Raw genomic sequence first — 20,576 nt, 5'->3', positions numbered from 1 at the left:
CATGGGGCCGGGGTACGGAGGCGGGGTACGGGGCCGGTGCCCCCGCCCCGCCCGCCCGTGGGGCTGTACCGTCGTGCGGGTAAGTACTGCCCGGCAGAGGGGAATTGGGCGTGGCCAAGACCGACAGTGTGCGCAGGGGCGGCTACAGCTGCGGCCTGGAGGCCGCCGTGGACGTCGTCGGCGGCAAGTGGAAGCCGATGATCCTGTGGGCCCTGCACACCCGCACGCACCGCTTCGGCGAACTGCGCCGGCACGTGAACGGCATCAGCGAGAAGGTCCTCATCCAGCAGCTCCGCGAGCTGGAGGCGGACGGCATCGTCCACCGCGAGGTCTACCGGGAGGTCCCGCCCCGGGTGGAGTACTCCCTCACCGAACTGGGCCAGGCGCTGAACACCGCGCTGCTGCCCCTCGGCGAGTGGGGCGACACCCACATGGAGCGCGTCGTCGCCCGGAAGGCCGCGGCCACCCCCGCGGCGTAGCGGCCGTCAAGGCGGCGCCGCGGGGTCGGGGTCCCCCTTCAGGGGGACACCCGAAGTGCCCCGGGAGCGCACTGGAGGCCCTGATTCCGTGCCCGTACCGGAGTCCGCCGTTTTCGGAGCGTAATTACGGCACGCCGTTGCACGCAGCATCACTTACGAAGGGTTATGGTGGAAACCCCCCCTCGGGCCGGTCCGTATCCCCCCCACGGACCGGCCCGTTTTCTTTTCCCGTCTTTTCCCGGCGCAGGAAGCCCCCCCCCGGCGGGCGCCTCAGCCCCGGCCGGCCCAGATGTTCGTGCCCTCGGTGTCCACCGCGAAGGTGTCGATCTCCGTCAGCTCCTCCGCGGTGAGCTCGGGACCCGACAGCGCCGCCACGTTCTGCTCCAGCTGCGCCACGCTCGACGCGCCGATCAGGGCGGACGTCATCCGCGGATCGCGCAGCACCCAGTTCAGGGCCAGCTGAGCCAGCGACTGGCCGCGCCGCTTCGCGATCCCGTTCAGACCGTTCAGCCGCCGCACGACCTCGTCGGTCAGCAGCCCCGGGTCCAGCGACTTGCCCTGCGTGGCCCGCGAGCCCTCCGGGATGCCGCCCAGGTACTTGTTCGTGAGCAGGCCCTGCGCCAGCGGCACGAAGGAGATGCAGCCCATCCCGGCCGCCTCCAGCGTGTCGAGGAGGCCGTCGTCCTCGGTCCAGCGGTTGATCATCGAGTACGAGGGCTGGTGGATCAGGGCCGGGACGCCCATCTCCTTGAGCAGCCGCGCCGCCTCGGCCGTCTGCTCGCTGTTGTACGAGGAGACGCCGACGTACAGCGCCTTGCCCTGCCGGACGGCGGAGGCGAGCGCCCCCATCGTCTCCTCCAGCGGGGTGTTCGGGTCGAAGCGGTGCGAGTAGAAGATGTCGACGTAGTCGACGCCCATCCGGTTCAGGGAGGCGTCCAGCGACGACAGCAGGTACTTGCGGGAGCCCCACTCGCCGTAGGGCCCCGGGTGCATCAGGTACCCGGCCTTGGTGGAGAGGACCAGCTCGTCCCGGTAGGGCGCGAAGTCCTGCGCGAAGAGCTTGCCGAAGTTCAGCTCGGCCGAACCGGGCGGCGGGCCGTAGTTGTTGGCCAGGTCGAAGTGGGTGACCCCGAGGTCGAAGGCGCGGCGCAGGATCGCGCGCTGCGAGTCCAGGGACTTGTCGTCGCCGAAGTTGTGCCACAGCCCGAGGGAGACGGCGGGCAGCTTCAGGCCCGAGCGGCCGCTGCGCCGGTACTCCATCGAGTCGTACCGGTCGTCCGCCGCGCGGTAGAGGAGAGATTCAGTCACGTTTCCCTCCTTATCACGGACTTGTGACAGACCGAGTTGGGCCCGTGCGACCCGTGCGCAGTAATGTGGCCGCTTCGGGGGACTGGCACAGCACGGAGGGGCTGAAAGACTGTGAACCTGCGCGACCTGGTGTACAGGCTCTACGCACACCGGGTGGGAGGCCGCCTCGACCACGACCAGGTGCCGAAGCACATCGGCGTCATCCTGGACGGCAACCGCCGCTGGGCGAAGGCGTCCGGCGGCACGGCGGCACAGGGGCACCAGGCGGGTGCCGACAAGATCCAGGAACTGCTGGGCTGGTGCAGCGAGACCGACGTCGAGGTCGTCACGCTCTGGATGCTCTCCACGGACAACTTCGACCGCCCCGAGTCCGAGCTGACCCCCCTCCTGTCGATCATCGAGAACACCGTCCGCGACCTCGCGGCGGACGGCCGCTGGCGCGTGCACCACGTCGGCACGATGGACCTGCTGCCCTCCCGTACGCAGACCGTGCTCAAGGAGGCCGAGGAGGCCACCGCCGCCGTCAACGGGATACTCGTCAACGTCGCCGTCGGCTACGGCGGGCGCCAGGAGATCGCGGACGCGGTGCGCTCGCTGCTCCTGGACCACTCCACCAAGCCGGTGGAGGAGGTCGCCGAGCTGGTCACCCCCGACCTGATCGGCGAACACCTCTACACGCGCGGCCAGCCCGACCCCGACCTGGTGATCCGCACGAGCGGCGAGCAGCGGCTGTCCGGATTCATGCTCTGGCAGTCGGCGCACTCCGAGTACTACTTCTGCGAGGTCTTCTGGCCGGCCTTCCGCAAGGTCGACTTCCTGCGCGCGCTCCGCGACTACGCGGCTCGCCACAGGCGCTACGGAGCCTGAGCGGACACCTGGAACCAGCCACGGAACGACGGGGCCGGTCGCGGACGCGCGACCGGCCCCGTCGTCTTTCGCGCGCGGACGTTACCCAAGCGTCGGGAACCGGTCATTTGACCTTGCATGGCCGTGCATGTTCGAGGGAATACCCCCCTCGTGAGCGGCACGGAACAGTCCCGCTCGCCCGGGAGGCCCTTTGCACACGAAGGACGCGAGGGGCCGGCGCCCGGCCCGCGCGCGTGCGCAGGGTCTGGGCCCGGTCCGACGCCAGCCCGCGACGCCGTCGCACCCCGACACCGTGCGTGTTTCTCAGAGGGGGTACGTCCTTCCGTGGTGACCAGCACAAAGCGCCGCCTGCCAGACCGGCGCACCTACGTTCTCGACACCAGCGTCCTGCTGGCCGACCCCAACTCCATGACCCGCTTCGAGGAGCACGAAGTCGTGCTGCCGATCGTGGTCGTCACGGAACTGGAGGCCAAGAGACACCATCCGGAGCTGGGTTACTTCGCCCGGCAGGCACTGCGCCTGCTGGACGACTTCCGGATCCGGTACGGACGGCTCGACGCGCCCATCCCGCTCGGAGAGCTCGGCGGCACGCTCCGCGTCGAGCTGAACCACTCCGACCCCGGGGTGCTGCCCGCCGGCTACCGGCTCGGGGACAACGACTCGCGGATCCTCGCGGTGGCCCGCAACCTCCAGGCCGAGGGGTACGACGTCACCGTCGTCTCCAAGGACCTGCCGCTGCGCATCAAGGCGTCGTCGGTGGGCCTCCTCGCCGAGGAGTACCGCGCGGAGTTGGCGATCACGGACTCCGGCTGGACCGGCATGTCTGAACTCTCCCTCTCCGCCGAGCAGGTGGACCTCCTCTTCACCGAGGAGACGCTGTACGTCCCCGAGGCCGCCGAACTGCCCGTGCACACCGGGCTCGTCCTGCAGTCCGAGCGCGGCAAGGCGCTCGGCAGGGTCACGGCCGAGGGCAACGTCCAGCTCGTGCGCGGCGACCGGGAGGCGTTCGGCATCCACGGCCGCAGCGCCGAGCAGCGCATCGCGCTCGACCTGCTCCTCGACCCGGACATCGGGATCGTCTCGATGGGCGGCAGGGCGGGCACCGGCAAGTCGGCGCTCGCGCTCTGCGCGGGCCTGGAGGCCGTCCTGGAGCGGCGCCAGCACCAGAAGGTGATGGTCTTCCGCCCGCTGTACGCGGTCGGCGGCCAGGAGCTGGGCTACCTCCCGGGCACCGAGGCCGAGAAGATGAGCCCGTGGGCGCAGGCGGTCTTCGACACGCTCTCGGCGGTGGCGGGCCGCGAGGTGATCGAGGAGGTGCTGGAGCGCGGCATGCTCGAAGTGCTGCCGCTCACCCACATCAGGGGCCGCTCGCTGCACGACGCGTTCGTGATCGTGGACGAGGCGCAGTCCCTGGAGCGCAACGTGCTGCTGACCGTGCTGTCGCGCATCGGGTCCAACTCGCGGGTGGTGCTCACCCACGACGTGGCCCAGCGGGACAACCTGCGCGTCGGCCGGTACGACGGCGTGGTCGCCGTCGTTGAGAAGCTGAAGGGCCATCCGCTCTTCGCCCACGTCACGCTCACCCGCTCCGAACGCTCGCAGATCGCCGCACTCGTGACGGAGATGCTGGAAGACGGTCAGATCTGACCAATCGGAACAACTGGCGTCAACAGTCGAGGGGCCGCCCGGCCGGGCCGAAGAGCGTAGCCGGGCGGCCTCTCGCTACGCCCGGGTTTCCTCGGACCGGGAGCGGTAAACGAGGTGTGAGCTTTCACACTCAGCGGGGAATTGCTTCCCGGTGTGGACTTCCGGCAGAGTCTTGCTTCCGTCAGGCCCCGCATACGGCACTTGGGTCGACTCGGGTACCCGAATTCCCGGGAAGACCGCACCACACAACTCAACAGCCGTCGTCGTATGCCGCCCGCGAGCACCACGCGGCGCTCCCCGCAGGGGAGTTGCCCACCGGGCCCGTGCCTCCCGTGACCCAAGCATGAGGGAGCGCCAGCGCCAGGGGCACGAACGCGCCCGCGTGGTCACCTGTGCGGGCGATGCTGGAAGGACACCGTGTGAGCCGGATCTCGGTCCGGGGGTTCGCCGTGGCATCTGCCACCGCGGTCACCACCGTTGGCGCCGTCGTGGGCGTTGCCTCGGGTAACGCCCCGGTAGACGACAACAACAACTTCGAGGCGACCGCCGCAGACACCACGCTCCTCGCCGACATCCCCGCTGGGGAACAGGCTCTGGTGCAGTCCGCGGCCCTGACGCAGCAGGCCGACGTACAGGCCGCCGCCGCCGACTCCGCCGCCAAGAAGTCCGCTGAGGAGACGGCTCGCATCCAGGCCGCCAAGGACGCCAAGGCCAAGAAGGCCGCGGCGGACGAGGCGAAGGCCGAGGAAGAGGCCAAGGAGAAGGAGCGCAAGGAAGAGGAGCGCGCCAGCCGTTCGGCCGGCCGCGACGCCTCCAGCTTCTCCGTCCAGGGCTCGTACTCGATCTCCGACGTGCAGGCGATCGCGCGTCAGATGATCCCCGGCGACCAGTTCCAGTGCTTCAGCAACATCGTGAACCACGAGTCGACCTGGAACTACCGCGCGCAGAACCCGTCGTCCGGCGCGTACGGCCTCGTGCAGGCGCTGCCCGGCAACAAGATGGCCTCCGCGGGCGCCGACTGGCAGACCAACCCGGCCACCCAGATCAAGTGGGGCCTGAACTACATGAACGAGCGCTACGGCAGCCCCTGCGGCGCCTGGTCGTTCTGGCAGCAGCACAACTGGTACTAGGCCCCCGCGCCCGGTCCCGGCTCAACTCCGCGAGACCCCCCGCCGTCCTACGGTGGGGGGTTTCGCACGTGTACGGTCAGGACCCGACGGCTCCGGGGGGAGTGGTGGCGAGACACGGGGGAAAGGGAAAGATCATGTCGAGAGTGCCTGGGGCGCTCGGCAGACTGGGTGCGGGGCTGACCCGGTTGAGCCGACGTCTGGAAGAACGCAGGGCGGAGGTGCAGCGGGAGCTGCCCGACGCGGACGTGGACGAGGCCGGGGCCCCGGGGGCGGCCGGTGCCTCCAAGGGCGCGGGGCCGAGTGCGGGTTCCGCGGGTGAGGGTTCCGCGGGTGCGGGCCGGGCCGAGGCCGCGTCGGCTGACGCGGTGTCGGGCGGCGCGCTTGCCGGTGGCGCGGCTGCCGGTGGTGCGGCTCCTGTCGGGGTCGTGGACGCGGTGGCCGTCGGCGCCGGGTCAGGGGAGACGCACGCGGACCCGGGTGCCCCGCTCGGGCCCGCGCCCGGCACTCCCCTGCAGGCGACCGTCGTCGCCGCCAGGCCCCACCCCGCCGACGCCGTCCCGTGGGGGCTGCGCGTCGCGGGCGAGGTGGGCCTGCGGCTGCTGATCCTCGCCGGTACCGTCTGGGTGCTGATGAAGGTCATCAGCGCCGTACAGCTGGTGATCTTCGCCTTCACCGCCGCGCTGCTCGTCACCGCGCTGCTCCAGCCGACCGTCTCCCGGCTCAAGCGGCTCGGACTGCCGCGCGGCCTCGCCACCGCGCTCACCGCGATCCTCGGCTTCGTCGTCATGGGCCTGGTCGGCTGGTTCGTGGTGTGGCAGGTCATGGACAACCTCGACAACCTCTCCGACCGCGTGCGGGAGGGCATCGAGGAGCTGAAGCGGTGGCTGCTGGACAGTCCGTTCCACGTCACCGACCAGCAGATCAACGACATCGCCAAGAACCTCAGCGACACGATCGGCACCAACACCGAGGAGATCACCAGCGCGGGCCTGGAGGGCGTGACCGTGCTGGTCGAGTTCCTCGCCGGGATGCTGCTGGCGATGTTCTCGACGCTCTTCCTGCTGTACGACGGGAAGAAGATCTGGCGCTGGGTGCTGAAGCTGGTGCCGGCCGAGGCGCGGCCCGGGATCGCGGGGGCGGGGCCGCGGGCGTGGCGCACGCTCACCGCGTACGTGCGGGGCACGGTGATAGTGGCCCTGATCGACGCGATCTTCATCGGCCTCGGGCTCTACTTCCTCGAAGTGCCGATGGCCGTGCCGCTCGCCGTCTTCATCTTCCTGTTCGCCTTCATCCCGCTGGTGGGCGCGGTGATCTCGGGGGCGCTCGCGTGCGTCGTCGCGCTCGTCACCAACGGGGTGTTCACCGCGCTGATGGTGCTGATCGTGGTGCTCGCGGTGCAGCAGATCGAGGGGCACGTGCTCCAGCCGTTCATCCTCGGGCGCGCGGTGAGCGTGCATCCGCTGGCGGTGGTCCTGTCGGTCGCCGCGGGCGGGTACGTCGGGGGGATCGGGGGAGCGGTGGTGGCGGTGCCGCTGGTGGCGGTGACCAATACGGTCGTCGGGTACTTGAGGGTGTACTCGGCGGGCGGCGGCGAGGGGGACGGGGTCCCCGAGTAGGCGTCGCCCCTTGAGGGGGCCCGGTCCCGGGGCGGGCGGTGCCTCGGGGCGGGCCCGCTCGGGGCGCGTGGGTACGTGCGGCGTGTGCCCCACCCTCGCGCAGTTCCCCGCGCCCCTGGCGGGGCCCTGTGCTGGACGGGCCCGTTCGGCACAGGCGCGCCCCGAGCGGGCCCGCCACCCCCGGGCACATCGAAGGGGCGGTACAGGACCTGGGTCCCGTACCGCCCCTTCAGTCACGCGCTAAGCGTTGAGCGTCGCCTCCGCGTCGAGCGTCGCGCCCACCGCGACCAGCACCGACGCGATCTTGAACGCCTCCTGGACCGTCTCCCGGTCCACCCCGGCCTTGCGGAGCACCTGCTCGTGCGAGTCCAGGCACATCCCGCAGCCGTTGACCGCGGAGACGGCCAGCGACCACAGCTCGAAGTCGACCTTCTCCACGCCCGGGTTGCCGATGACGTTCATCCGCAGGCCCGCGCGCAGCGTGCCGTACTCCGGGTCGGAGAGGAGGTGCCGCGTGCGGTAGAAGACGTTGTTCATCGCCATGATGGCGGCGGCCGACTTCGCGGCCGTGTACGCCTCGGGCGAGAGGTTCGCCTTCGCCTCGGGCTCCAGCTCGCGCAGCACGATCGGCGAGCGCGAGGCGATCGCGCAGGACAGGACCGTGCCCCAGAGCTGCTGCTTGGGGAGCTCGCTGTTGCCGATGACCGAGCCGAGGTTCAGCTTCAGGTCCTTGGCGTAGTCCGGTATGGCGGACTTCAGTGCGTCGAGGGACATCTCAGATCAGTCCGTTCACTCGCCGGCGAGCAGCGCGCCCGCGTCGAGGGTGTCCTCGCCCTTGGACCAGTTGCACGGGCACAGCTCGTCGGTCTGCAGGGCGTCGAGGACCCGCAGGACCTCCTTGGGGTTACGGCCCACGGAACCGGCGGTCACCATCGTGAACTGGATCTCGTTGTTCTGGTCGACGATGAAGACGGCGCGCTGCGCGAAGCCGTCCTCGCCCTCGATGCCGAGGTCGCGCATGAGCTCGTGCTTCGAGTCGGCCAGCATCGGGAAGGGCAGGTCGGTCAGGTCCGGGTGGTCCTTGCGCCAGGCGTGGTGCACGAACTCGGAGTCGCCGGAGAAGCCGAGGACCTGGGCGTCACGGTCGGCGAACTCGTCGTTCAGCTTGCCGAAGGCCGCGATCTCGGTGGGGCACACGAAGGTGAAGTCCTTGGGCCACGCGAAGACGATCTTCCACTTGCCCTCGTAGGTCTTGTGGTTGATCTGCTCGAACTCCTTGCCCTTCTCCAGCGAGACACAGGCAGTCAGGTCGAACTCGGGGAACTTGTCACCGACAGTGAGCACGCGCACTCCTAGCAGCTTGCGACCCGGGAATCCCTTTTGGGGCCCTCCGGGGGCTTTTCTGGGGGTTGGACGAGTTCCACTCTGGCACAGAGTGCATTGATCAGGGAAATAGCTACACTCGGAAGTGTTGATCGGAGGTGGCTATCAGTGGCCGTCACAAACAGGGGCAAGCAGCCGAGCGTCGCACAGCTGCGCGCCTTCGCGGCCGTGGCCGAGCACCTGCACTTTCGGGACGCCGCCGCCGCAATCGGGATGAGTCAGCCCGCGCTCTCCGGGGCGGTGTCCTCGCTGGAGGAGGCACTGGGTGTCCAGCTCCTTGAGCGTACGACGCGCAAAGTGCTGCTCTCGCCCGCGGGGGAGCGCATCGCCGTGCGCGCCAGGGCCGTGCTGGACGCGGTCGGCGCGCTGCTCGAAGAGGCGGAGGCGGTGCGCGCGCCCTTCACCGGCGTACTGCGGCTCGGGGTGATTCCGACGGTCGCGCCGTACCTGCTGCCGACCGTGCTCCGGCTCGTCCACGACCGCTACCCGGAGCTCGACCTCCAGGTGCACGAGGAGCAGACCGCCTCGCTCCTGGACGGGCTGGCCGCCGGCCGCCTCGACCTGCTGCTCCTCGCCGTGCCGCTCGGGGTGCCGGGCGTCACCGAACTGCCGCTGTTCGAGGAGGACTTCGTCCTCGTCATGGAGGCCGGGCACGCCCTCGGCGGGCGCGTCGACATCCCCCGCGAGGCGCTGCGCGAGCTGCCGCTGCTGCTGCTCGACGAGGGGCACTGCCTGCGCGACCAGGCCCTGGACGTCTGCCGCGAGGCGGGCCGCGAGGAAGGCGCCGCGGTGACCACGACCGCGGCCGGACTCGCCACGCTCGTCCAGCTGGTGGCGGGCGGGCTCGGCGTGACGCTGCTGCCGCGCACCGCCGTCGAGGTGGAGACCGGGCGCGGCGGCCACCTCGCCACCGGGTGCTTCGCCGCGCCCGCCCCGGCACGCCGAATCGCCCTGGCGATGCGCTCGGGAGCGGCCCGCCAGGGCGAGTTCGAGGAGTTCGCCGCCGCGCTCAGGGAGGCGATGGCCCCGCTTCCCGTACGCGTCGTCGGCTGAGCGGCGCTACTCGGTGCGCAGGCCCTCCGGGCGCATCATGCGCCACAGCGACGGCATGCTGAACAGCGTCACCGCCGCGATGAGCCCCGCGCCGATCGCTGTCAGCGGCAGGAACAGCAGCCAGTCGGTGACCTGCCGGTCGACCAGCTTGAGCATCGCCCAGCCGAGCCCGAGACCGCCCACGGTGGCGATCGCCGTCGCCAGGACCACGGGGATCGCGGTCTGCCACAGCACCGACCAGGCCAGCGTGGCGCGGCGGGTGCCGAAGGCGACCAGCACCGACAGCAGCCGCTTGCGCTCGCGAAGCTGCTCGATCTGCGCGACCACCATGGACGCGGCGATCAGCAGCAGCGTGGCGGTGGCGCCGACGAACAGCGAGGTGCGCACGGCCTCGTACTGCTTGTCCCGCTGCGTCGTGGCGTAGGTGTAGATGCTCGTCGCCGGGTCGATGCCGTACACGACGTTGCGCACGCGGTCCGCGGCGTCGGGCACCGACGGGTCCGTCTTGATGTGCATCGCGGTCGTCGCGGCGCGCGCCTTCAACGGGTCGATGGCGCTGGTGGTGACGAAGAGTCCGCTCTGCTTGTCGCCGCTGGGGTCGACCCGCTGGGGCACCGTGCGGACGTTCTTCGGGATCTTCCACGGGATCGGGTCGGCCTGGTCCGGCACGTCGCTGTAGGGGTTGAGGTCCAGCGTCCGCCCCGGACGGGCGGCCTTCACCCACTCCTCGGACTTGTCCTTCGGCTCGTACGCGAGGAAGGCGTCCCCGTCCTTGCAGGAGGACAGCGTCAGCAGCTCCCGGAAGTCGGCGCAGGAGCCGTACTTGATGGGGATCGCGAGGTACGAGCCGTCCGCGGCCTTCGAGCCCAGCACGGCCGTGTCGATGTTCACCGAGCCCCTGACGTCCTTGACGCCCTTGGTCGCCCGGAGCGCCTTGACGGTGCGCTCGGCCAGTTCGCCGCTGCCGGTGTTGGAGTAGGTGCCCATCTGGGCGCGGTCGGTGTCCTGGCCGGTCACCTCGGTGAAGTCGTCGTTGACGCCCACGAAGTACATCTGGAGGGCGATGCCGCCCGCCACCGCGACGGTGATGCCGCTGACCGCGCGGGAGGCCGCCGCGCTGGACAGCTGGAGCCTGCGGGTGGCGAGCTGCCAGGGCACGGGCCCGCCGCGCATCCGCAGCACGACCGTCTCCACCAGCCACGGCAGCAGGGTGACCAGGCCGACCAGCACGAGGACGATGCCGAGCGAGACGGACGCCATGGTCATCGGGCTGACGTCGTAGCCCGAGGTGTCCGCCGTGAGGAGCAGCCCCACGCCGATGACCGGCATCGGCAGGCGCCACGCCACCCTGCGGACCCGCTCCTTGCCCTGGCGCACCACGCCCAGCGGCTCGATGGACACCGTGCGCAGCGCGAGCAGCGTCACCGCGATCGAGCACACCGGCACGGCCACCATGATCAGCGCGGCGAGCGCGGGGGAGGGCTGGAGGTCCGAGGGGAAGGCGGCGAAGCTCCACACCTGGAAGGAGCCGATCAGCTCCCGGCCCCCGTAGAAGAACACGGCTCCCGCGAGGAGCCCGAGCAGCGTGCCGAACAGGGCCTCGCCCGCCGCCGCGCGCTTGGTCGTCGCGATGTCCGCGCCGACCAGCCGCAGCGCGGCCAGCCGCCGGTCGCGCCGCTCGCCGCCGAAGCGCACCGCGGTGGCGACGAAGATCGCGACGGGCACCAGCAGCACGACGCACATCAGCACGACGAGGATCACCAGGGCCGGGTTCATCGGGTCGCTCGGGGCGTCGTACCCCCAGCCGACCCCCCTCTTCATCCCGTTCGGGCCCTCGGCGAGGGTGTCGCTGCCGAGGTAGAGGTACAGGTCGTACGGGTCGGTGAGGCCCGCCTCGCCGATGGTCCCGATGATCTTGTACGGCTTGAACCGCTCCCGCAGGAGCTCGCCGTCGGCCGCCTCCAGCTTCTCCTTCAGGGCGGGGGAGACCACCATCTCGCCGGGGCCGGGGAAGCGGCTGACGCCGGGGGGCAGGACCGGGTGCTCGCCCTCCGCGCGCAGCTGGTGGCCGCCGATGGTGTCGTCGCGGTAGTCCACCGAGGCGTCGGCGACGATGAACGTGGTGTCGCCCGCCTTCGTCACCGGGGCCCCGGTGCCCGAGAGGCTCGGGGAGCGCGCGACGTTCCGCTGGCTGCGGTTGTCGATCAGGTTCGGCACGCCGGTCGCGGCGAGGAGCACCGCGACGCCGAGGCCCACGCCGACGGCGGTGAGCACGGTGCGCACCCAGCCCTCGCGGCCGCCCTTCGCGGCGAAGCGCACTCCGAGGCCGAGGTCGCGCAGCCACAGCGAGAACCGGGAGGCGGGTACGGGGACAGGGGCGGGCGCCGGGTTCAAGGGGGCGTCCTTCCGCTGGTCGAGCAGGGTCATCCGGCGTACTCCAGATCACGGGACTTGCCGTCGCGCACGACGATCTCGCGGTCCGAGTAGGCGGCCACCCGGGCCTCGTGGGTGACGAGGACGACGGCGGTGTTCGAGGACCGCGCCGCATCGGAGAGCAGCTGCATCACGCGCTCGCCGTTGAGCGAGTCCAGGGCGCCGGTCGGCTCGTCGGCGAAGAGCACCTTGGGGTTGGAGGCGAGGGCGCGGGCGACCGCGACGCGCTGGCCCTGGCCGCCGGAGATCTCGCCGGGGCGCTTGGCGCCGAGGTCGTCGACCTCCAGCTGCGCCATGAAGCGCAGCGCGTGCTCCTCGGCCTCCTTGCGCTTCACGCCGTTCAGGCGCATGGGGAGCGCGACGTTCTCCGTGCAGGTCAGCTCGGGCACGAGCTGGCCGAACTGGAACACGAAGCCGAATTCGGTACGGCGCAGGGCGCTGCGCCGGCCGTCCGACATGGTGCTCAGCTCGCGGCCGCCGTAGGTGATGGAGCCGCTGTCGGGGGTGACGATGCCCGCCAGGCAGTGCAGCAGGGTCGACTTGCCGGAGCCCGACGGGCCCATGACGGCGACGACCTCGCCGGGGTGGATGGAGAACGAGGCGCCGTCGAGCGCGGGCGTCGGACCGTACGACTTGCGCAGGTCGCGCGCGACGAGAAGGGAGCCTGCGGGTGTCACTTGCGTACCTCCGTAGCGAGCTGCCCGAGACGGGCGGCGGTGAGCTCCAGCCAGCGGAGATCGGCCTCCAGGTGGAACAGGGCGTGATCGCAGATGAGCTGGTCGGCGAGGTCGCCGCGGCGCTTGCGGTCCGTGAGGATGCGCATCAGGCGCAGGTGCTCGGCCCGCTGCGTGTCGAGCAGGTCGGCGGCGTCGCGGCCGGTGAGGAGCGCGATGACGACCTTGGTGTAGAGCGTGGACTGGAGGTACGGCTCCGGCTTCTCAGGCTGCGCCAGCCAGCCGGCGACATCGGTGATGCCCGCCTCGGTGATGGCGTAGCGCTTGCGCTCGGGGCCGCCGCCTGCCTCTATCCCGTCGACCTCGACGAGGCCGTTCTTCAGGAGGCGGGACATCGTCGAGTAGACCTGCCCGTAGTGGAGCGGGCGGTCGTGGCCGAACTTCTCGTCGAAGGCGCGCTTGAGGTCGTAGCCGTGGCGGGGGCCCGATTCCAGGAGCCCGAGGAGGGTGTGACCGATTGACATGCGGGACACTCTACATGGTGTGTATACCTAGTGTGTATACGCGGCGCGCATAGCCCCTGACGTGGGGGTTCGTGGTTTTGTGGCGCGGGGGTGTCCGTTTCGCCTGCGGTGGGGTGTGGCCCGCCGCAGGCGAAACGGCGCCCCGGGGGACGAGCGCCCCCGGGCTACCGCAGTCTGATCGTGGAGCCCTCCCGCGCGGAGCGCCCCGCCGCCTCCAGGACGTCGAGCGTCGCCGCCGCCTCCTCCGCGCTCACCGGATTGCGGCCCTCCGCGATCGACGCGTAGTACGCCGGGTAGTCGCCCGGCACCGTCCGCACCGCCCGACCGCCCCCCGTCAGGGGCGACTCGCCCGCCCCCACCCGGCCCCACATCTCCGCCGGCTCCTCGCCCCAGCCGGGGCCCGGCCGGTCGCCCGCCCGGAGCGCCGCCTCCTGCGGGTCGAGGCCGTACTTCACGTACCCGGCCCGCGAGCCGAGCACCCGGAAGCGCGGCCCGAGCTGCGCCGCCGTCGCGCTCACGTACAGGTGCGACCGCACCCCGCCCGCGTGCGTCACCGCGATGAACGTGTCGTCGTCCGCCGCCGCGCCCGGCCGCCGCACGTCGGCCTCCGCGTACACCAGCTCCGCCGGGCCGAAGAGCGTCAGCGCCTGGTCGACGACGTGGCTCCCCAGGTCGTACAGCAGCCCGCCGATCTCCGCCGGGTCCCCGGACTCGCGCCAGCCGCCCTTGGGCTGCGGCCGCCACCGCTCGAACCGCGACTCGAAGCGCCGCACGTCCCCCAGCTCGCCCGCCGCGAGCAGCGCCCGCAGGGTGAGGAAGTCGTTGTCCCAGCGGCGGTTCTGGAAGACGGAGAGCAGCAGGCCCCGCTCGTCGGCGAGCGCCGCGAGCCCCCGCGCCTCCGCCGCCGTCCCGGCGACCGGCTTGTCGACGACGACCCCGAGCCCCGCCTTGAGCGCGGCCGTCGCGAACGGGACGTGGGTCCTGTTCGGCGAGGCGATCACGACCAGGTCCAGCTCGTCGGCCCGCTCCCACAGCGCGTCGGCCGAAGCGACGCAGCGCACGCCGGGGAACTCCGTACGGGCCCGCTCCTGCCGCTCCGGGTCGGACGTGACGACCGTGTCGAGGGCCAGCCCCCCGGTCGCCGCGATGAGCGGGGCGTGGAAGACGGAGCCCGCGAGGCCGTAGCCGACGAGCCCGACGCGCATCGGGGTCGCGGGGGACGCCGTGGGGGACGCCAAGGGAGTGGGGGACACCAAGGGGGAAGTCATGCTGCTCACTTTGGCAACGCTGTTGCCTAAGTGCAAGCCGCAGCGACAATGGGACCGTGAACAGGACAGACACCGGCGCGAACCTCCCCGCGCTGCGCAGCCACAACACGGCCCTCGTGCTGAACCTGCTGCGCACGGCGGGGGAGGCGGGCATCAGCAGGCTGGAGCTCGCCGAGCGCACCGCGCTCACCCCGCAGGCCGTCAGCAAGATCGTCGGTCGGCTCAGGGCGGAGGGACTGGCGGCCGGGGCCGGGCACCGCGCGTCGACCGGCGGCAAGCCGCGTACGGTGCTGCGCCTCGTCCCGTCCGCCGCGCACGCGGTCGGGCTGCACCTGGACCGCGACGAGCTCACCGCCGTCCTGGTCGACCTCGCGGGCACGGTCGTCGCGGCCAGGAGGGCCCCGCTGGACCTCGGCGCGGGCGCGGACGCCGTGGAGTCGGCGGCGGTGGCGGAGGTGCGGGCGCTGCTCGGGGAGGGGGCGTACGGGGTGGGGGAGTGCGGAGAAGGGGCGTACGGGCTGGGGGAGCGGGCGCCCGGCCCCGGTGCCGTCCTCGGCGTGGGCGTCGCCGCGCCCGGTCCGCTGGACCACCGCCTCGGCGTCCTCCACCGCGTCACCGGCTTCCCGCAGTGGGACGGCCACCCGCTCCGCGACCGCCTCGCGGACCGCCTGGGCCTGCCCGTCGTGCTCGACAAGGACACCAACGCGGCGGCGCTCGGGCTCGCGCTCGCCGGAGCGGGCGACTCCTTCGCGTACCTCCACCTGGGCACCGGACTCGGCGCCGGCCTCGTGCTCGGCGGCGCGCTCTACCGGGGGCCGCGCACCGGGGCGGGCGAGTTCGGCCACCAGGTCGTCCAGCTCGACGGCCCGCCGTGCACCTGCGGCGGCCGGGGCTGCGTCGAGGCGCTGTGCCTGGCGGCCGTCGCGCGCGGCGACCTCGCGGGGGCGGCCAGGGTGCTCGGGGTCGGCGCGGCCGGTCTCGTCGGGCTGCTGGACATCGACCGCGTGCTGATCGGCGGGCGCGTGGTCGCGGCGGACGAGGAGCTGTTCGTACGGGGGGTCGCGGCGGTGCTGGCGGAGCGGCCGGGGACGGAGGTTCCGGTCGGGGCGGTGCCGGGCGGGGCGGTGCCGGGTGGGGCGGCGGCCCCGCCACGGGGAGGGGGCGCGTCCTCCGGCGGGGGCGTGGTCGCCGGTCCGATCGCGGCCCACGTCGCCGAGGGGGCCGCGCAGCTCGTCGTCGCGCCCCTGTTCGGGCATCCGGCGTGAGGTGACTGCGCCGACAGGGGGGACTTCGGCGGTGATCTGTTCGTACTAGTACGCCGTGTCCGCGTTCCGGGCCGTGCCCGTGGCAGGGTCGGGCCACCGTCACGCTCACGCGAGCAGCAAAGGGCCCTCATGCGACCGCGCCACGCCATCGCCACCGGAGTCACCACGGTGGCCCTCGCCACCGCAGCGCTCCTGGGCGCGGGCACGGCCACGGGTGCCGACGCACGGGCCGCGACCGGGGCCGTGTCCCTGCGGGCCGCCCCGTGCGGCGGCGCGGCCGCGGCCGACTTCCCGGTCGACACCCGGATCCACGGCGGCCCCGCCGCGTACGCCTCCGGCGGCGGCCCCCGGACCTGGTCCATCGACCTGGCCAACACGACCGCGGCGGCCTGTCGCGGCATCCATCCCGTGCTCGTCCTCGTCGACCGGGCGCGCGCGCTCGAACCCGCGCAGGTCAGGCTGGAGTTCTACGATCCGGCCGGGCGCGCCTGGCATCCCGTCCGGTTCGAGGAGACCGACGCGCAGGAGAACGTCGGGGTCTTCGACGACGGCTTCCCCGGCTTCACGATCCCCGGCGGCGGGACCGTGACCGTCCGGGTGCGGCTCGCCTTCGCCCCCGGGGCGGCGGCGGAACGGGTCGTCGCCAACGCGGCGGTCGTGCAGCGGGTCGGTGACGACGGCGAGTGGGTCGGGGAGTCCAACGACTACGCGTTCGCCGTGCTGGAGGGCGGGGACGGGGGAGAGGACGGCGGGGGCGGCGGGGACGACGGGGCGGGTGGGGAGTTCGGGGGCGGTGAGCTCGCCCGGACCGGCGCGAGTGGTCCGCTTCGCGGACTCGGCGCGGTGTCGGGGGCGTTGATCGCGGGGGGCGGGGCGTTGGTGTTGGGTTCGCGCCGCTTCCGGGGTGTTCGGGGGTAGTTGTCTGTGGGGTGGGTGGGGATTCTGGGGCGAGCCCGCTCGCGCCCCGACAGGGGCGGGGGGAACCGCGCGACCGCCCCACCACCGGCCCGCAGGTGATCGCCCGCGCCCGAGCACCCGGCCCGCGCCCGAGCGTTTCCCGCCAGCCTCGTCATACGTGCTCTGTCGTGCGTTCACGCACGTCTGCGAGCATCCGACGCGTGGACTACGTGGACTACCCGAAATACCCCAGAGACCTCGCGCCCGGCGCGCCCGTGCGCTCCGGCATCCCCGAGCACGGCCGCGTGCCCAAGTACTACGCGGTCAAGGCGCAGGTGGCCGAGCTGATCGACGACCTCGGAGAGGGCGGCCCGCTGCCGCCCGAGCGCGACCTCGCGCTGCGCTACGAGGTCTCCCGGGAGACCGTCCGCCAGGCACTGCGCGACCTCATCCTCGAAGGCAGGCTCCGCCGCAGGGGCCGGGGCACCGTCGTCGCGGGCCCCAAGCTGGAACAGCCGCTGTCCCTCGCCAGCTACACCGAGGGCGTCCGCAGACAGGGCCGCCGCCCCGGCCGCAGACTGATCGCGCTCGACCGCTTCCCCTGCCCCGAGACGCTCGCCGCCGACATCGGCGCCGGGCACGGCGAGCCCGTCTGGCACCTGGAGCGGGTGCTGCTCGCCGACGACGAGCGGGTCGGCCTGGAGAGCACGTACATCCCGGTCGCCCGCGTCCCGCTGCTCGACGTCGAGTTCGACCCGGACTCCTCGCTCTACGCGTACCTCCACGAACGGCTCTCGATCACCTTCGGGTACGCCGACGAGCGCATCGAGACCGTCCTGGCCACGCCCCGCGAGGCGCTGCTGGTCGGTACGCCGCCCGCGCTGCCCATGCTGTTGATCCACCGCGTGTCGCGGGACGCGGCGGGCAAGCCGCTGGAGCGCGTGCGCACCCTCTACCGCGGTGACCGGTTCAGCTTCACCACGCATCTGAGCGGCACGCACAGCGGCTGAACCCGCCCCGGGGCGAAGGAGATCCGCCCCGAGAGGTCACGGAAAGGTAACGGGTCTGGTCCATCTTTGGGTACGCGTTCACCGACCCGTTGCCACCCGGACCCGAACGGGCCATCCGCCCCCACGAGCGTGGCCGACGTGAGAGTCATCGTCGTAGGAGCAGGCGTGGTGGGCACCATGCACGCCTGGCACGCAATAGGCCGCGGCCACGAGGTCGTACAGATCGAGCGGGAGGCCGAGGCGCGCGGCGCCTCCCTCCGCAACTTCGGACAGATATGGGTCAGCGGGCGCGCGGGCGGCGAGGAGCTGGACACCGCGCTGCGCGCCCGCACCCTGTGGGAGGAGATCGGCGCCGAGGTGCCGGGCCTGGGCTTCCGGGCCAACGGCTCCCTCACCCCCGTGCGCACCGAGGCCGAACTCGCGGTCGCCGAGGCCGCCGTCGGGCGCGCCGACGCGGCGGCCCGCGGCTACCGCCTCCTCGACCCGGCCGGGGCCCGCGCCGTCAACCCGGCCCTGCGCGGCGGGTTCCTCGCCGCGCTGCACTGCGAGCGGGACGCGGCCGTCGAGCCCCGCACCGCCCAACTCGCCCTGCGCGAGAAGCTCCTGGCGTCCGGGCGCTACACCTTCCTGGCCGGTCGCGAGGTCCGTGACGTGGTCGGCGAGCACGCCGTGCGCGACGACCACGGCGACGTGCACACCGGTGACGCGGTGGTCCTGTGCACCGGCGCCTGGCTCGGCGGGCTCGTCCGCGAGCTGGCCCCCGACCTGCCCGTGCGCCGCGTCCGCCTCCAGATGATGCAGACCGACCCGCTCGGCGAGCCGCTGACCACGTCCGTCGCCGACGCCGACAGCTTCCGCTACTACCCGGCGTACGCGGGCCCGCAGTTGGACGAGCTGAACGCGGCCCAGGAGCAGGCCCCGGTCGCCGCCGCGCACAAGATGCAGCTCCTCATGGTGCAGCGCGCGGACGGCGGGCTCACCATCGGCGACACCCACGAGTACGAACACCCCTTCGCCTTCGACACCCTCGAAGACCCCTACGACCACCTCGTCGAGGTCGTCGAGTCCTTCCTGGGCCGCCCGCTGCCGAAGATCCGCCGCCGCTGGGCCGGGGTGTACGCGCAGTGCGTCGACAAGACCCGCGTCGTCCACCGCCAGCAGGTGCGCGACGGCGTCTGGCTGGTGACGGGACCCGGCGGGCGAGGCATGACCTGCTCGCCCGCCATCGCCGAGAAGACCGCGAACGAACTGGGCTGGTAAAGAATATGACGCACCGTCACCATCTGGTCGTGCTCGACATGGCCGGCACCACCGTCGCCGACGGCGGGCTCGTCGAGCGGGCCTTCGCCGCCGCCGCGCACCGCATGGGCGAGGACCCGGCAGGGATGATCGACCACGTCCGCGCCACCATGGGCGAGTCCAAGATCTCCGTCTTCCGGCACCTCTTCGGCGGCGACGAGACCAAGGCGCGGGCCGCCAACACCGCCTTCGAGGAGGCGTACGGGGAGCTGGTCGACGGCGGCCTCGTCGCCCCGCTGCCCGGTGCGGCCGACGCCATCGCCGAGCTGGCCGACGAGGGCAGGACCGTCGTCCTGACCACCGGCTTCTCCCGCACCACCCAGGACGCCATCCTCGACGCCCTCGGCTGGCGCGGCCTCGTACCGCTCACCCTGTGCCCCGCCGACGCGGGCGGCCGGGGCAGGCCCCACCCCGACATGGTCCTCGCCGCGCTGCTGCGCACCGGCGCGGTCGACGACGTCCGCGCGGTCGCGGTCGCCGGAGACACCTCGTACGACATGCTCACCGGCACCCGCGCCGGGGCCTCGGTCGTCGCCGGCGTGCTCACCGGCGCGCACGACGAGGGGCGGCTCCGCGGGGGCGGCGCCACGCACGTCCTCGACTCGATCGCCGAACTGCCCGCGCTGCTACGGCGGGTGGGGTCGTGAGCAGCGGCATCCGGTTCGACGGGGTCACCGTCGCCTACGGCGGCAACGTCGTGCTCGACTCGCTCGACCTGACCGTCGAACCCGGCGAGGTGATGGCCCTGCTCGGCCCCTCGGGCTCCGGCAAGACCACCGCGCTGCGCGCCGTCGCCGGATTCGTCACGCCCGCCTCCGGGCGGGTGCTGATCGGGGACCGCGACGTCACCGGGCTGCCGCCGCACAAGCGGGGCATCGGCATGGTCGTCCAGCAGTACGCGCTCTTCCCGCACCTGCGCGTCGCGGACAACGTGGCCTTCGGGCTGCGCGCCCAGAAGGCGCCCAAGGCGGAGATCCCCGGACGGGTCGCCGAGGCGCTGGAGATGACCGGCATGGCCGCGTACGCGAAGCGCTACCCGCGCGAGCTGTCCGGCGGACAGCAGCAGCGCGTCGCCATCGCACGGGCCCTGGCGATCCGGCCCGGCGTCCTGCTCCTCGACGAGCCGCTCTCCGCGCTCGACGCGCAGCTGCGCTCCGGAATGCTCGCCGAACTCGCCCGGCTGCACCGGGAGTTGCCCGACGTCTCTATCCTGTACGTCACGCACGACCAGGTCGAGGCGCTCACCCTCGCGGACCGGATCGCGGTCATGGACAAGGCGCGGCTGCGGGACTGCGGCACGCCGCAGGAGCTGTACCGCAGGCCGCGCACGGAGTTCACGGCGTCGTTCGTCGGCAACGCGAACCTCCTCCCGGTGAAGGTGTCCCCGGCCGGGGTGTCGCTCGACGGCACGGAGCTGGACGTGCCCGTCTCGGACGGCGTCGCGGCGGGCGCGGCCGCGACCCTGTGCGTGCGACCGCACCTGGTCGGGCTCGGCGAGGGTCCCAACGCGCTGCGCGGGACGGTCGCGGAGGTGCAGTGGCGGGGCGCGACGCACCGGCTGTACGTGGACGTGGCCGGGCACCGCGTGATGGCCGACGTCCGCGAGCTGCGGGAGACGCCCGCGCTGGGCGACGCGGTGACGCTGCACTTCGCGCCGGAGGACGGGGTGCTGCTGGGAGCGGGGGTGGGCGGTGAGTAGCCCGGCCGCGCCGAGCGGGACGGC

General features: G+C 72.5%; 19 protein-coding genes. 12 read left to right on the top strand and 7 right to left on the bottom strand.

Going from position 1 to position 20,576, the window contains the following annotated elements; translation table 11 throughout:
- The first annotated feature begins 110 nt into the window (after positions 1 to 110).
- On the top strand, positions 111 to 479 hold the full coding sequence (locus ACIBNE_RS20635; protein WP_399273510.1) for a winged helix-turn-helix transcriptional regulator: 369 nt from the start codon (positions 111 to 113) through the stop codon (positions 477 to 479).
- 270 nt (positions 480 to 749) lie between these two features.
- Here the strand turns inward: ACIBNE_RS20635 and mgrA are convergent, their stop codons facing one another.
- Complete coding sequence (mgrA, locus tag ACIBNE_RS20630; RefSeq protein ID WP_399273508.1) at positions 750 to 1,787, bottom strand: L-glyceraldehyde 3-phosphate reductase; 1,038 nt, start codon at positions 1,785 to 1,787, stop codon at positions 750 to 752.
- Between the two features lie 111 nt (positions 1,788 to 1,898).
- Between mgrA and ACIBNE_RS20625 the strand changes: the two genes are divergently transcribed.
- The 4 genes from ACIBNE_RS20625 (at position 1,899) to ACIBNE_RS20610 (ending at position 7,047) form a co-directional block, all read left to right on the top strand.
- Positions 1,899 to 2,654: an isoprenyl transferase gene (locus tag ACIBNE_RS20625; RefSeq protein WP_399273506.1), complete on the top strand. Its 756-nt coding sequence runs from the start codon at positions 1,899 to 1,901 to the stop codon at positions 2,652 to 2,654.
- A 324-nt stretch (positions 2,655 to 2,978) separates the two neighbouring features.
- Positions 2,979 to 4,301, top strand: a complete 1,323-nt coding sequence (locus ACIBNE_RS20620; protein WP_399273505.1) for a PhoH family protein — start codon at positions 2,979 to 2,981, stop codon at positions 4,299 to 4,301.
- A gap of 419 nt (positions 4,302 to 4,720) precedes the next feature.
- A complete protein-coding gene (locus ACIBNE_RS20615) occupies positions 4,721 to 5,431 on the top strand; it encodes a transglycosylase SLT domain-containing protein (protein WP_399273503.1) in 711 nt (236 codons plus the stop codon).
- Between the two features lie 134 nt (positions 5,432 to 5,565).
- Positions 5,566 to 7,047, top strand: coding sequence for an AI-2E family transporter (locus tag ACIBNE_RS20610; protein WP_399273501.1), 1,482 nt, complete (start codon positions 5,566 to 5,568; stop codon positions 7,045 to 7,047).
- A 240-nt stretch (positions 7,048 to 7,287) separates the two neighbouring features.
- Here ACIBNE_RS20610 and ACIBNE_RS20605 read toward each other — a convergent pair whose 3' ends face one another.
- Both ACIBNE_RS20605 and ACIBNE_RS20600 read right to left on the bottom strand, forming a co-directional pair.
- Entirely contained in the window at positions 7,288 to 7,821 is a 534-nt protein-coding gene (locus ACIBNE_RS20605) for an alkyl hydroperoxide reductase (protein ID WP_399273499.1), read from the bottom strand.
- A gap of 15 nt (positions 7,822 to 7,836) precedes the next feature.
- On the bottom strand, positions 7,837 to 8,391 hold the full coding sequence (locus ACIBNE_RS20600) for a peroxiredoxin (protein WP_399273497.1): 555 nt from the start codon (positions 8,389 to 8,391) through the stop codon (positions 7,837 to 7,839).
- Between the two features lie 147 nt (positions 8,392 to 8,538).
- Here ACIBNE_RS20600 and ACIBNE_RS20595 point away from each other — a divergent pair, with 147 nt between their 5' ends.
- Positions 8,539 to 9,483: a hydrogen peroxide-inducible genes activator gene (locus ACIBNE_RS20595; RefSeq protein WP_399273496.1), complete on the top strand. Its 945-nt coding sequence runs from the start codon at positions 8,539 to 8,541 to the stop codon at positions 9,481 to 9,483.
- Between the two features lie 6 nt (positions 9,484 to 9,489).
- Here ACIBNE_RS20595 and ACIBNE_RS20590 read toward each other — a convergent pair whose 3' ends face one another.
- The 4 genes from ACIBNE_RS20590 to ACIBNE_RS20575 all read right to left on the bottom strand — a co-directional run bounded on the left by ACIBNE_RS20590 (position 9,490) and on the right by ACIBNE_RS20575 (position 14,382).
- Positions 9,490 to 11,910 carry an ABC transporter permease gene (locus ACIBNE_RS20590; protein ID WP_399273494.1) on the bottom strand — a complete coding sequence of 807 codons (2,421 nt, stop codon included), beginning with the start codon at positions 11,908 to 11,910 and terminating at the stop codon, positions 9,490 to 9,492.
- Positions 11,907 to 12,593, bottom strand: a complete 687-nt coding sequence (locus ACIBNE_RS20585) for an ABC transporter ATP-binding protein (protein ID WP_399273492.1) — start codon at positions 12,591 to 12,593, stop codon at positions 11,907 to 11,909. Before ACIBNE_RS20585 ends, ACIBNE_RS20590 begins: the two co-directional genes overlap by 4 nt.
- Positions 12,590 to 13,114, bottom strand: a complete 525-nt coding sequence (locus ACIBNE_RS20580) for a PadR family transcriptional regulator (RefSeq protein WP_399273490.1) — start codon at positions 13,112 to 13,114, stop codon at positions 12,590 to 12,592. The genes ACIBNE_RS20585 and ACIBNE_RS20580 overlap by 4 nt, the downstream gene beginning before the upstream one ends.
- A gap of 164 nt (positions 13,115 to 13,278) precedes the next feature.
- The gene (locus ACIBNE_RS20575) at positions 13,279 to 14,382 is read right to left on the bottom strand and encodes a Gfo/Idh/MocA family oxidoreductase (protein ID WP_399273488.1); all 1,104 of its coding nucleotides are present in this window, start codon (positions 14,380 to 14,382) and stop codon (positions 13,279 to 13,281) included.
- A gap of 56 nt (positions 14,383 to 14,438) precedes the next feature.
- Here ACIBNE_RS20575 and ACIBNE_RS20570 point away from each other — a divergent pair, with 56 nt between their 5' ends.
- The 6 genes from ACIBNE_RS20570 (at position 14,439) to ACIBNE_RS20545 (ending at position 20,552) form a co-directional block, all read left to right on the top strand.
- Positions 14,439 to 15,647 carry an ROK family protein gene (locus ACIBNE_RS20570; RefSeq protein ID WP_399273486.1) on the top strand — a complete coding sequence of 403 codons (1,209 nt, stop codon included), beginning with the start codon at positions 14,439 to 14,441 and terminating at the stop codon, positions 15,645 to 15,647.
- A gap of 129 nt (positions 15,648 to 15,776) precedes the next feature.
- Entirely contained in the window at positions 15,777 to 16,565 is a 789-nt protein-coding gene (locus tag ACIBNE_RS20565) for a hypothetical protein (protein ID WP_399273484.1), read from the top strand.
- 200 nt (positions 16,566 to 16,765) lie between these two features.
- Positions 16,766 to 17,554 carry a GntR family transcriptional regulator gene (locus ACIBNE_RS20560; RefSeq protein ID WP_399273482.1) on the top strand — a complete coding sequence of 263 codons (789 nt, stop codon included), beginning with the start codon at positions 16,766 to 16,768 and terminating at the stop codon, positions 17,552 to 17,554.
- A 138-nt stretch (positions 17,555 to 17,692) separates the two neighbouring features.
- Positions 17,693 to 18,814, top strand: a complete 1,122-nt coding sequence (locus ACIBNE_RS20555) for a TIGR03364 family FAD-dependent oxidoreductase (protein WP_399273480.1) — start codon at positions 17,693 to 17,695, stop codon at positions 18,812 to 18,814.
- 5 nt (positions 18,815 to 18,819) lie between these two features.
- Positions 18,820 to 19,500, top strand: coding sequence for a phosphonatase-like hydrolase (locus tag ACIBNE_RS20550; protein ID WP_399273479.1), 681 nt, complete (start codon positions 18,820 to 18,822; stop codon positions 19,498 to 19,500).
- Entirely contained in the window at positions 19,497 to 20,552 is a 1,056-nt protein-coding gene (locus ACIBNE_RS20545; RefSeq protein WP_399273477.1) for an ABC transporter ATP-binding protein, read from the top strand. The genes ACIBNE_RS20550 and ACIBNE_RS20545 overlap by 4 nt, the downstream gene beginning before the upstream one ends.
- Positions 20,553 to 20,576: the final 24 nt, after the last annotated feature.

This window comes from Streptomyces sp. NPDC050504 (assembly GCF_044458065.1).
Taxonomy (GTDB): Bacteria; Actinomycetota; Actinomycetes; order Streptomycetales; family Streptomycetaceae; genus Streptomyces.
Note: the sequence above shows the minus strand (reverse complement) of the source record. Positions and strands in the feature narration are given on the sequence as shown.

Bases quoted from the DNA above. Each gene is read 5' to 3' on its own strand.
- ACIBNE_RS20575 (WP_399273488.1), bottom strand. From the start codon at position 14,382: ATGACTTCCCCCTTGGTGTCCCCCACTCCCTTGGCGTCCCCCACGGCG.
- ACIBNE_RS20580 (WP_399273490.1), bottom strand. From the start codon at position 13,114: ATGTCAATCGGTCACACCCTCCTCGGGCTCCTGGAATCGGGCCCCCGC.
- ACIBNE_RS20565 (WP_399273484.1), top strand. From the start codon at position 15,777: ATGCGACCGCGCCACGCCATCGCCACCGGAGTCACCACGGTGGCCCTC.
- ACIBNE_RS20605 (WP_399273499.1), bottom strand. From the start codon at position 7,821: ATGTCCCTCGACGCACTGAAGTCCGCCATACCGGACTACGCCAAGGAC.
- ACIBNE_RS20610 (WP_399273501.1), top strand. From the start codon at position 5,566: ATGTCGAGAGTGCCTGGGGCGCTCGGCAGACTGGGTGCGGGGCTGACC.
- ACIBNE_RS20550 (WP_399273479.1), top strand. From the start codon at position 18,820: ATGACGCACCGTCACCATCTGGTCGTGCTCGACATGGCCGGCACCACC.
- ACIBNE_RS20590 (WP_399273494.1), bottom strand. From the start codon at position 11,910: ATGACCCTGCTCGACCAGCGGAAGGACGCCCCCTTGAACCCGGCGCCC.